The organism is Streptomyces niphimycinicus, from assembly GCF_018883605.1.
GTDB classification, from domain to species: domain Bacteria; phylum Actinomycetota; class Actinomycetes; order Streptomycetales; family Streptomycetaceae; genus Streptomyces; species Streptomyces niphimycinicus.
In genome coordinates, this window is the sequence record NZ_JAHLEM010000611.1 from 1 (window position 1) to 11,565 (window position 11,565).

Annotated in this window: 10 protein-coding genes; 9 read left to right on the forward strand and 1 reads right to left on the reverse strand. The window is 71.2% G+C overall.

The window, feature by feature from the left end; genetic code table 11:
• Nucleotides 1–226: 226 nt before the first annotated feature.
• Entirely contained in the window at nucleotides 227–1,189 is a 963-nt protein-coding gene (locus KN815_RS37680; RefSeq protein ID WP_216346336.1) for a hypothetical protein, read from the reverse strand.
• A 298-nt stretch (nucleotides 1,190–1,487) separates the two neighbouring features.
• Here KN815_RS37680 and KN815_RS37685 point away from each other — a divergent pair, with 298 nt between their 5' ends.
• From KN815_RS37685 to KN815_RS37725, 9 genes are all read left to right on the forward strand, one after another.
• Nucleotides 1,488–3,659 (forward strand): HAMP domain-containing protein, encoded by a 2,172-nt coding sequence (locus KN815_RS37685; RefSeq protein ID WP_216346337.1) that lies wholly within the window; start codon nucleotides 1,488–1,490, stop codon nucleotides 3,657–3,659.
• Nucleotides 3,660–3,669: 10 nt separating this feature from the next.
• Nucleotides 3,670–5,220 (forward strand): poly-gamma-glutamate synthase PgsB, encoded by a 1,551-nt coding sequence (pgsB, locus tag KN815_RS37690; RefSeq protein WP_216346338.1) that lies wholly within the window; start codon nucleotides 3,670–3,672, stop codon nucleotides 5,218–5,220.
• The gene (locus KN815_RS37695) at nucleotides 5,217–5,699 is read left to right on the forward strand and encodes a poly-gamma-glutamate biosynthesis protein PgsC/CapC (protein ID WP_014056460.1); all 483 of its coding nucleotides are present in this window, start codon (nucleotides 5,217–5,219) and stop codon (nucleotides 5,697–5,699) included. Before pgsB ends, KN815_RS37695 begins: the two co-directional genes overlap by 4 nt.
• A 21-nt stretch (nucleotides 5,700–5,720) precedes the next feature.
• Nucleotides 5,721–6,782, forward strand: a complete 1,062-nt coding sequence (locus KN815_RS37700; protein WP_216346339.1) for an NlpC/P60 family protein — start codon at nucleotides 5,721–5,723, stop codon at nucleotides 6,780–6,782.
• Between the two features lie 114 nt (nucleotides 6,783–6,896).
• Nucleotides 6,897–7,334, forward strand: a complete 438-nt coding sequence (locus tag KN815_RS37705) for a Fur family transcriptional regulator (protein WP_216346340.1) — start codon at nucleotides 6,897–6,899, stop codon at nucleotides 7,332–7,334.
• 33 nt (nucleotides 7,335–7,367) lie between these two features.
• Entirely contained in the window at nucleotides 7,368–9,596 is a 2,229-nt protein-coding gene (gene katG / locus KN815_RS37710; protein ID WP_216346341.1) for a catalase/peroxidase HPI, read from the forward strand.
• Nucleotides 9,597–9,815: 219 nt separating this feature from the next.
• Entirely contained in the window at nucleotides 9,816–10,226 is a 411-nt protein-coding gene (locus tag KN815_RS37715; protein ID WP_216346342.1) for a Tat pathway signal sequence domain protein, read from the forward strand.
• Entirely contained in the window at nucleotides 10,223–10,837 is a 615-nt protein-coding gene (locus KN815_RS37720; protein ID WP_216346343.1) for a class F sortase, read from the forward strand. Before KN815_RS37715 ends, KN815_RS37720 begins: the two co-directional genes overlap by 4 nt.
• A gap of 84 nt (nucleotides 10,838–10,921) precedes the next feature.
• Entirely contained in the window at nucleotides 10,922–11,413 is a 492-nt protein-coding gene (locus KN815_RS37725; RefSeq protein ID WP_216346344.1) for an RNA polymerase sigma factor, read from the forward strand.
• The last annotated feature ends 152 nt before the right edge of the window (nucleotides 11,414–11,565 follow it).

Here is an 11,565-nt window from a genome sequence, read left to right on the forward strand (position 1 = left end):
GCGCCCCAGCCCCCGGCCCAGGGCTGCGCCCCTCACCTCGGCCCAGGGCTCCGCCCCAGCCCCCGGCCCGGGGGTTCTGTCCTCCACCCCGGGCCCGGGCTCCGACCCTTCCTGCCGCGGCCATGCGGCTTCGCCGCGTGGCGGGGCTCCGCACCGGACTTCGGGGTCCAGGGGCGGAGCCCCTGGTGGTGGGAAGGGGCGGGGCGGGGAAAGGTCCACCGGGTGGTCAGTCCGCGTCGTCCTTCGCCCACCGCGAGGTGACCGTGCCGATGGCCGCCGCCGCATGCCGGATCCCCGTGTCGCTCGCGCGCACCGACCGCGCGAACTCGACATGCAGGAAGGGCACATCGTCGGCGGCGGCCCTGCGCCCCTGGACGTTGTCGCGGCCCTCCAGGGGGCAGGCGCGGACCCAGGCACGGCAGACGGAGAAGTGCCGTGCGGCGAGCGCGGCCGCGAGGCGGCGGGCGTCCGCGCGGCCCGCCGAGCCCGTGCCGGTGGAGGCGACGGCGTCCCGGCCCGGCACCGAGTCGTCGGCGAAGCCGTGGACCTGGACGCCGGGCAGACCGCGCCGGGCCAGCTCGTCGCAGACCGCGTCGAAGACGGAGTCCGTACGGTGGGCGGCGTCGGCCGCGTCGCCGTGCCCGGCTCTGCGGTGGGCGCCCGCGAGCACCAGGACGCCGCCGGGGGAGTCCAGGAGTACGCGTGCGCCGAGCCGTTCGGTGTCCGCGTCGGAGACCGGGTGCGGCACCTGGACCGACCAGCGCGCGGGTGCGGACAGATCCACATAGACCCGGCCCCAGCCGCGCGGGGCGGGTCCGTCCTCGGTGCGGTCGGACAGTTCGGCGTAGCGGCGGCCGGTGCCGCTGTCGGTGAGGGTACGGAGCCGGAATCCGGCGTCGGCGAGCCGTGGGCGGGCGCGGTCCGGGTGGCCGTCGAGGATCAGGCCCACCGCGTCGGCGACGGCCCGGCGTTCGGCGCGGCGCGGCTCCCGGTAGCCGGAGTCGGGGCCGAATCCGGCGGTGAAGTCGGTGATCCTGCGCTCCAGCGCGACCTCCGGGGCGTCCGCACCGTCCGAGGCGGCGCCACCAGCCGACCGCCCGATCGTATACGCGCTCAACCCCGCCAGAAGCAGACCGAACACGACCGTGACAGCCGCCGCGATGATCGACTTCGCTCGTATCTCCGCCATGACCGTCTCATCGTAACGACCCCTCTTACGGGGGCATATCGGGAGGATGCTGGCGAAGAATGACGTCCAGATGAACGCCTGGCAAAGGGCGGAAGGCCGTCGTTTGCCCGGCCTTGCTCAATGACAAACACCTTTTCTCGTTTTTTCTTTAAGATGTGCAACCCTTTGATCCGTCTGGCTGTCTGACGGTCCGGATCGCACTCGAGTGCGCTCTGTGTGGTGTGAGTTGCAGGAGAGGAGCCCATCCGTGGCCGCTTCGCGTACGAAGCGGCGGCACAAGGTCCGCCGAAGGGCCGACATGTCGCTTCTGGGAGGTATCCGGCCCCCCATAGCGGTGCTGTCGGTTCTGCTCCTCTCCCTCGCGGGAATCACCGCCCTCACCCTGGGCAAACCGGACAACGCCCTGGTCCCCAAGGCGGTCCTGACCTCACAGCAGTACGTCGCCGAAGACGGCGCCATCGCGCTGCGGGCGTCACTGGACGAGTCCGTCACCGATCTCACCAGCACCGCGACCCTCTTCAACGAGGGCCGGCCGGTCTCCGCCGACACCGTCCTGGACAAGGTCGGCAACGTCTACCAGAAGTGGCGCGGCACCGCCGTCATCGAGATCAAATCGGGCAAGATGCTCGCCGCCCGCGGTGAGAACGTCCCGCTGACCGCGATCGATCTCACCAAGCTCTCCCGCAGTGACGGGCTGGACCCGCGCATGGTGCGCCTGGAGAACGGCCAGACCCGGCTGATCATCGTCGCCCTGCTGTCCTGGAAGGGCCAGCCGCAGCAACTGCTGGTCGCCTCCAGCACCCTCAGCTTCCCCGGTGTCGACCTCGGCCCCGGCCGCGCCATCGGCGTCGTCGACTCCACCGGCCATCTGCTCTCCAGCCACGGGGCCCTGGACAGCGAGCGGGCGCGGAAGCAGCTCACCTCGTTCGCCAAGACCGCCGCGCGCAAGGGCCGGCAGCACCCCGTCAAGGCCAAGGAGCCCGGCGCGGGCGGCTACACCGGCGTCAGCGGCCATCTCACCGGTGGCGCCGCCAAGGAGGTCCGCACCGTCGGCGGCTACGCCACGCTCGCCGCCCCCCAGGCCGGTGGCGCCACCACCGCCAGCAGCCTCGGCCTGACCGTCGTCACCGAGGTCGACGTCTCCGCCAAGGTCTCCCAGATCACCCGCCCCGCCTTCGGCGTGGCCGCCGCCGGTGCCCTGCTGGCCATCGGCGGGCTCGCGGTGATCGTGCTGCTGGGCACCGTGCAGCGCCCGCTGATCCGGCTGTTCCTGGAGAGCCGCCGCCTCACCCGCGGCGATCTGGCCCGCCCGGTGAGCGTGCCGAGGGCCGGGGAGGCCGCCCGGGTGGGCGCCGCCCTGGAGCGGCTGCGCCGGCAACTCCAGGGCGAGCCCGCGGACATCGAGGGCCCGGCCGTGCGCAAGGGCCTGGGAGCCCGCGCCCTGCTCGCCCTCTGCGCCGTCCTGCTGCTTCTCTGGTCGGTTCCGCTGATGCTGCTGCTCAACCGCGCCGACTCCGCCGTCAAGGTGCCGGCCCAGATCGTCCACGACCAGAACTCCCGCACCATCACCCTCAGCGACCGGGTCCGCCGCGCGCTCAACGAGGGCCACGCGGATCTGTCCGCGGTCGCGGCCCTGATCGGGGACCGCACCACGCCCGAGGACATGAAGGAGGTGCTGGAGCGCACCATGGAGGACCACGAGCGCTATGAGTCGGTGTACGTCCTCGGCGCCGACGGCGAGATCCTCGCGCGGGCCGGTCGCTCCCCGCACCACGCGGACGGCAAGGGCCCCTCGAAGCAGGCCCTCGAGGTGACCGGCGAGGGCGGCAAGAAGCCCGTCGTCACCGCCACCGCCCAGGCACCCGGCCGGGGCGGCGCCGCCGTCGTCGGCGAGTTCCGCATCGAGTTCGTCAACGCGCTGCTGGGCCGCCAGGGCATGGGCGAGGTCCGTGTCGTGGACACCAAGGGCCGGGTCATCGGCGGCGACTCCGGCTATATCGCCTTCGAGAAGGCGCCCTCGCATCTGAACTCGCTGCTCGCCACCAAGCAGGCGCGCGCCACCGTCCAGCGCGGCGGCACGGTGCGGGTCGCGGCCGTCGCGCCGTTCAGCGGCGGCGGCGCGGCCAAGTCGCTCCAGTGGTCCCTGGCGAGCTGGCAGCCCGCCTCCAGCCTGGCGATCCCCGAGTACAGCCTCCAGAACCGGACCGTACTGGCCGGGCTGCTGGGGCTGACCGCCGCGGCCGCCTGCCTGGGCTGGCTGCACATCGTCGTCGTACGGCCGCTGCGCGCCCTGGCCGGGCAGGCCGAGGCGCTGGCCGCGGGCGACCGCAAGACCGTGCTGTTCCCGCGCCACCACGACGAGGTCGGCGCCGTCGTCCGCAGCCTGGAGCTGATCCGGCAGCAGCTCCAGGAGCAGCCCCGCAAACGGGACGGCGGCAGCCGGACCCCCGCCGGAGTCGGAAGGAACTGAGGCTCTCACCGTGCTCTTCCTCTACACCGTGCTCGTGGTGTGCGAGGCCGTCCTGCTGATCGCCGGCATCGTCGAACAGCGGCGGCACCAGACCAACCTCGACATGATCCCCACCCGGGTCCTGGTCAACGGCATCCGCGGCAAGTCCTCCATCACCCGGCTGTGCGCGGGCGCGCTGCGCGGCGGCGGGCTGACCACCGTCGCCAAGACCACCGGTACGGCGGCCCGTTTCATCCACCCGGACGCCACCGAGGAACCCGTCTACCGCAAGTTCGGCATCGCCAACGTCGTCGAGCAGATCGGCATCGTGCGCCGCGCCGCCGCCTACAACCCGCAGGCGCTCGTCATCGAGTGCATGGCGGTCATGCCGGCCCTCCAGGAGATCAACCAGTCCAAGCTGATCCGCTCCACGATCGGCGTGCTGTGCAACGTCCGCGAGGACCACCTGGCCGAGATGGGCCCCACGCTGGACGACGTGGCGCGCTCCCTGTGCCGGTCCATGCCCGAGAACGGCATCTGCGTCACCGCCGAGCAGGACCGTTTCGACATCCTCCAGGAGGAGGCGGACGCCCGGAACTGCCAGTTGATCTACGCCGACCCCAAGACGGTCAGCGACGAGGAACTGCGCGGCTTCAGTTGGTTCACCTTCAAGGAGAACGTGGCCATCGCGCTCACCGTCGCCGAGCTGGTGGGCGTCGACCGCGAGACCGCCCTCAAGGGCATGTACGACGCCCCGCCGGACCCCGGTGTCCTCTCCGTCGAGCGGTACGCCACCGAGGACGGCAAGAAGCTGCGGTTCGCCAACGTCTTCGCGGCCAACGACCCCGAGTCGACGCTGATGAACATCAACCAGTTGCTCGACCTCGGCGCCATCCACCGCCCGCTCAACGTCGTCATCAACTGCCGCCCCGACCGTGTCGAGCGCAATGGCCAGATGGGCGAGATCATCCCCGACCTCGACCCCGAGCAGGTCTTCGTCATCGGGCATCCGGCCAAGTCCGCCATCGACGCCATCCCGGCCGAGTACCGGGGCCGCGCGGTGGACCTCGGCGGCGACCGCCGGGACCCCGAGGAGTTCATGGCCGAGCTGCTCGGCCGGCTCGGCCCCGACTCCTCCCTGGTGGCCATCGGCAACATCCACGGCCAGGGCGAGCTGCTCCTGGAGCACCTCGCCGAGCTGCCGGCCGACGACAGCGCCGACGAGGTACCGGCGGCAGCGGCGGCCCCGTCGGCACCGGCGGCCGACGAGCGCCATGTCGAGCACGTGGACACGATGCAGCTCTACGCGCCCCGCCTGGACCCCTACCAGCGGTACCCGGAGGCGTACGAGAGCCGGTACGCGCCCCAGGCGCAGGTGCCGCACCAGCGCACCTCCGAGCAGCCGTACGACCAGGGCTCCCGGGAGCCCTGGCCCGGGGTGACCCCCACCCCCGAATCCGCACCGGTGGTCCCCACCCCCGCGGCCCCGCAGCCCCGCGGCCTGTTCGAGCCGCGCGTCCCGCCCGCCCCGCCCGCCGACGACTCCCAGCAGGGGCAGAACCCAGGAGAGCAGCACCGTTGATCCCCGCCGTCCTCACCCCTGAGATCGCCGCCATCGGCATCGCGATCGGGCTGCTCTTCTCGCTGGTCTGCTATCTGACCACCAACCTCTCGCCCGGCGGCATGATCACCCCGGGCTGGCTGGCGCTGACCCTCGTCGAGGATCTCCAGCGGGCCGCGATGGTGGTCGGCGTGACCGTGCTCACCTATGTGGGCACGCTGCTGATGCAGAAGTTCGTGATCCTCTACGGCAAGCGGCTGTTCGCCGCGGTCGTGCTGCTCGGGGTGACGCTCCAGGCGACCGTGATGATCATCCTGTCGCTGGAGTTCCCGCTGATGTACGCGAACCAGACGCTCGGCTTCATCGTCCCCGGACTGATCGCCTACCAGTTGGTCCGCCAGCCCCGGGGGGCCACCCTGCTGTCCACCGGGTCGGTGACGCTGATGGCCTATGTCGTCCTCACCGCCGGAATCCTCCTCGGCGTCATGCCGTCCGCCTGACCCACGACCGGAGCCGATCCCATGCCACCCAAGAAGAAACGCCCCGTCCTGCACGCCGCCACCGTGCTCGCGCTGCTCGGCGCCAGCGGCTATCTGACCGTGGAGCTGAGAAAGGACGAGCAGGCCAAGACGCCCGCCACCCAGTCGGTCATCGACGAGCTGAACCAGGAGGGTGGCACCGGGCGGCCGGGCGGCAAGCAGACCTGGGAGCGGCTGAAGAACCCCGCGCGCACCATCCTGCGCGGGGAGAACGGCCAGATCCTCGCCACCTTCACCGACCGCGCCCGCACCGCCACCCTGCGTGGCCCCTCCCGGACCTTCAGCGAGCCCGCCAACACCAAGTCCAAGGTGATCACCGAGGACTGGGTGCGGCTGATGCCGGAGGCATGGACCGCGGGCGCCGAGAAGGAGCAGTGGTTCAAGAGCTGGTTCAAGGAGAACTACGGCAGCGAGAAGGAGGACCTCTTCGCGATCGCCTTCCAGTATGTGCAGGGCGCGCCGGTCAAGAAGGACGCCCAGGGCATCCCGTACGCGGGCGACGCGGTCTTCGGACCGTTCAAGCCGGACGGCGTGGACCGTCTGGAGCAGAACGACTTCTACGACTACCTCGGCATCTCCTACACCTTCCGCGACGGCACCACGCTGGCCCCGCGCCAGGACCGCTACCGGGCGCTGGACTGCTCCGGCTTCATCCGCATGGTGATGGGCTACCGCGCCCGCTTCCCCCTGATGGCGACCAACGCCCTCGGCGACGGGCTGCCGCGCACCGCCGACGGCATGGCCCGCTCCAAGACCGGCGTCGACATCATCACGATGCGGGGCCCCGCCCCCTGGTACACCCGGCCCACCAACATCGACGTTCTGCAACCCGGTGACCTGCTGTTCTTCAAGATGGATCACCGCACCGGCAACCATATGGACCATGTCGCGTTGTACCTGGGGCTGGACACCGACGGCCACCGGGTCTTCGTCTCCAGCCGCAAGGAGCAGAACGGCCCCACCATCGGCGACAACGGCGGTGTCTCCCGTATCGACGGCAACGGCTTCTACGCCGGGCTCTTCCGCAGCGCCAAGCGGCTCTGAGGGCCCGCGAGAATAAAACACCCGAAAAACGGGCAAAACTTTTCCGCGTCGCGGCAGACTTTAGCGCCTCGTTTCCTTGTAGCGTTCGCGTTTATGCGGGTAGGTTCTGGCGTCATGACCGCATCCCAGACTCCGACCACTGCCGAGGAGCTGCGCGGTGCCGGCCTGCGGGTGACGGCCGCCCGTGTCGCGCTGCTCGAAACCGTCCGGGACGGTGACCACCTCGGTGTCGAGGCGATCGCCTCCGGGGTACGCGACCGCGTCGGCCACATCTCCCTTCAGGCCGTGTACGAGGCCCTTCACGCGATGACCGCGGCGGGCCTCGTACGCCGCATCGAACCGGCCGGCAACCCCGTCCGGTTCGAAGGACGCGTCGGGGACAACCACCACCACGTCGTGTGCCGGTCGTGTGGTGCCGTCGCCGATGTCGACTGTGCCGCCGGTGAGGCGCCCTGCCTGACCGCGTCCGACGACCACGGCTTCTCGATCGACGAGGCCGAGGTCATCTACTGGGGCCTGTGCTCCGAGTGTTCCACCGCCACGAGTTCCTGAGCACCATGATCCGCCCAGCTTGGAAGGATTCACATGTCCGAGAACCATGAGGCAAACGTCACAGACGCGAAGACGGAGGAGGCGGGGGGCTGCCCGGTCGCGCACGAGCGCGCTCCGCATCCGACTCAGGGGGGCGGCAACCGTCAGTGGTGGCCGGAGCGGCTCAATCTGAAGATCCTGGCCAAGAACCCCGCCGTGGCGAACCCCCTCGATGAGGGGTTCGACTACGCGGAGGCGTTCCAGGGGCTCGACCTCGCGGCGGTGAAGCAGGACATCGCCGAGGTGCTGACCACCTCGCAGGACTGGTGGCCGGCCGACTTCGGCCACTACGGCCCGTTCATGATCCGTATGGCGTGGCACAGCGCCGGCACCTACCGGATCAGCGACGGCCGCGGTGGCGCGGGCGCCGGTCAGCAGCGCTTCGCCCCGCTCAACAGTTGGCCGGACAACGGCAACCTGGACAAGGCGCGCCGTCTGCTGTGGCCCGTGAAGAAGAAGTACGGCCAGGCGCTGTCCTGGGCCGACCTCATGATCCTCACCGGCAATGTCGCCCTGGAGTCCATGGGCTTCACCACCTTCGGCTTCGGCGGCGGCCGCGAGGACGTCTGGGAGTCCGAGGAGGACGTCTACTGGGGCCCGGAGAGCACCTGGCTCGGGGACGAGCGCTACACCGGTGACCGCGAGCTGGAGAACCCGCTCGGCGCCGTCCAGATGGGTCTGATCTACGTCAACCCGGAGGGCCCGAACGGAAACCCGGACCCGATCGCGGCGGCCCGCGACATCCGTGAGACGTTCCGCCGGATGGCGATGAACGACGAGGAGACGGTCGCGCTGATCGCGGGCGGCCACACCTTCGGCAAGACCCACGGCGCGGGCCCGGCCGACAACGTCGGCGCGGACCCCGAGGCCGCCTCCATCGAGGAGCAGGGCCTGGGCTGGCGGAGCACCTACGGCACCGGCAAGGGCGCGGACGCCATCACCTCGGGCCTGGAGGTCACCTGGACCACCACGCCCACCCAGTGGAGCAACAACTTCTTCGAGAACCTCTTCGGCTACGAGTGGGAGCTGACCAAGAGTCCGGCCGGCGCCCACCAGTGGCGGCCGAAGGAGGGCGCGGGCGAGGGCACGGTGCCGCACGCCCACGACTCCTCGAAGAAGATCGCCCCGAACATGCTCACCACCGACCTGGCGCTGCGCTTCGACCCGGTCTACGAGCCGATCTCCCGCCGGTTCCACGAGCACCCCGACCAGTTCGCGGACGCCTTCGCCCGCGCCTGGTTCAAGCTGACCCACCGCGACATGGGCCCCAAGTCGCTCTACCTGGGCCCGGAGGTCCCGGCCGAGACCCTGCTGTGGCAAGACCCGCTGCCGGAGGCCGAGGGCGAGGTCATCGACGCCGCGGACATCACGGCCCTCAAGGCGGGGCTCCTGGACGCGGGCCTGAGCGTTGCCCAGCTCGTCTCCACGGCGTGGGCGTCGGCCTCCACCTACCGCGGCAGCGACAAGCGCGGCGGCGCCAACGGCGCACGCATCCGCCTCGAGCCGCAGCGCGACTGGGAGGTCAACGAGCCCGGTGAGCTGGCCACCGTGCTGCGCGCCCTCGAGGGCGTTCAGCAGGCGTTCAACGCCGGTTCCGGTGCCAAGAAGGTGTCGCTGGCCGACCTGATCGTGCTCGGCGGCGCGGCCGCCGTGGAGAAGGCCGCCAAGGACGCCGGATACGACATCGAGGTGCCCTTCACCCCGGGCCGTGTCGACGCGACCGAGGAGCAGACCGACGCGGAGTCCTTCGTCGCGCTGGAGCCGACCTCCGACGGGTTCCGCAACTACGTCGGCAAGGGCAACCGCCTCCCGGCCGAGTACCTGCTGCTCGACCGGGCCAACCTGCTGACCCTGAGCGCTCCGGAGATGACCGCCCTCGTCGGTGGCCTGCGGGTGCTGGGCGCCAACTACCAGCAGTCGGCGGCCGGTGTCCTCACCGAGACGCCCGGAGTGCTCACCAACGACTTCTTCGTCAACCTGCTCGACATGGGCACGACGTGGAAGGCCACCTCGGAGGACCAGAGCACCTTCGAGGGCCGCGACGGCGCCACCGGTGCGGTCAAGTGGACCGGCACCCGGGCCGACCTGGTCTTCGGCTCCAACTCCGAGCTGCGGGCGCTCGCCGAGGTCTACGCGAGCGATGACGCGAAGGAGAAGTTCGTGAAGGACTTCGTCGCCGCCTGGGTCAAGGTCTCCAACCTCGACCGGTTCGACCTCGTCTGACATATCCGAGCACGACGTCCAGGCCGGCCCGCACGGGCCGGCCTGGACGTTTTTCCGCACGGCGGGCACTCCGCCGGTCAGCCCGAACTCCGGCCCGAACAGGGCCGACCGACACACTTTGCCGACTCTTTACAACGCACCGCGCCGCTGCCTCGTCTCTCCGCTCGATCCGTAACCCGCCCGCCGCACGGCGGGCGGACCGACGAAAGAGAGCGATCCATGCGCCGAACTGTCCTCAGCGCGATGACACTCGCGTGTACCGCCGTCCTGGTGAGCACCGCGCCCGCGTTCGCCGACGGGAAGACTCCGGCACCCCGCGACCCCTCGTCCGCCGCGACCCCGGCCCAGAGCGCGGAACCCAGCCGCGGCCCGGCCGCCAGCCCGGTCCCCAGCCAGCAGCGGACCCGGCCGGGCGCCGCCACCCCGGTCCCGAAGCAGGAGCCGACCAAGACGCGGGACCGCGGCCAGGTCGGTGTCATCCCGAGGGGCGCGCCGAACACCGGCGTGACGGCCAAGTCCTCCGGCTCCGACGCCGAGGGCCAACTGATCGGCGGGGGCGCCGCCGCGGCGCTCGTCGCGGGCGGCGCGGCGGTCTTCGTCGTCCGTCGCCGGCGGGCGACCGGGGCATGACCCCGTTCTCCAGGCGCGCGTTCGCCACCGCGGCGATGGCCTCGCTGCTCGTGGGCTGCGGCGGCCACCCGGCCCGGCAGACCACGGCCGCGTCAGGCTCCGGGACGACGTCACCGCCCTACCCGACCCCCGTGAAGGCGGCGCGTCCCCTGGGGCGTTCGGTCCCGGTCCGGCTGCGGATCCCGGCCATCGACGTCGACACCCCGGTCATGCGGCTGGGGCTGGCGCCGGACGGAAGTGTGCGGGTGCCACCGGTCACGGAGCACGACCAGGCAGGCTGGTACCAGCACTCGCCGACACCGGGGCAGACCGGCCCATCGGTCATCCTCGGCCATGTCACGGTCGGCGAATACGGTGACGGGGTCTTCCGCCACCTCGCCCGGCTGCACCGAGGCGACCGGATTGTGGCGCGCCTGGAGAACGGCACGGCGGCGGCGTTCGCCATCACCGCCGTACGGACGGTGGCCAAGGCGGACTTCCCGGCGGACGACGTCTACGGGGACGTGAGCCGTCCGGAGCTGCGGCTGATCACCTGTGGCGGCCCCCGCTCCGGCGACGGCTACCGCGACAACGTGATCGTCTTCGCCGCGCTGACCTCCGCCGGCTCCTGACCACCCCTGGATCCCGGGCCGATGGAACCCACACCGGCGGCCCGGGGTCTTCCCCCGCGAGTGCCATCACGACCATGGAGTGCGTTGAAACGGTCCCGTGACAGGGCGGCGTCCGAGCTGTTCGCCGCCCTCTACCCACGCCTCGCCGGCTGGTGCCGCCGGCTCGTCGACGACGACGAGACGGCCCATGAGATCGCCTCCGAGGCGTTCACCCGGCTCTGGGCCCGCTGGACGTCCGTGGAGGAGCCCCGTGGCTTCCTCTACGTCACCGCGGCCAATCTCGTCCGGGACCACTGGCGCAAGATGGAGCGCGAGCGCAAGGCCATGCGCCGGGCCACCTCCGAAGCCGCCCTCCGCCCCCACGCCGAACAGTCCGACCCGTCGGTACGGCTGCTCGTACAGTCGCTGCCGGAACGGCTGCGCGTTCCGATCCTGCTGCACTACTACGCTGATATGCCGATCCGGGAGGTGTCCGTACTGACCGGGCGCAAGGAAGGAACCGTCAAGGCCGACCTCCACGCGGCCAGAGAACTGCTCCGCGTCCACCTGAGGAGAAGCCTTGACCCCACAGTTTGACGACGGCCCGGAGCTGGAACCCGACGACCCCCTCGCGGTGATCCTGCGGCCCACCTCCGACTACCTCGGCCCGCCCCCCGGCCGCTACGAGGCGATCCGCCGCGCCGCGGCCCGCCGCCGGCTGCTGCGCACCGCGGCCGGGGTCGGCGTGT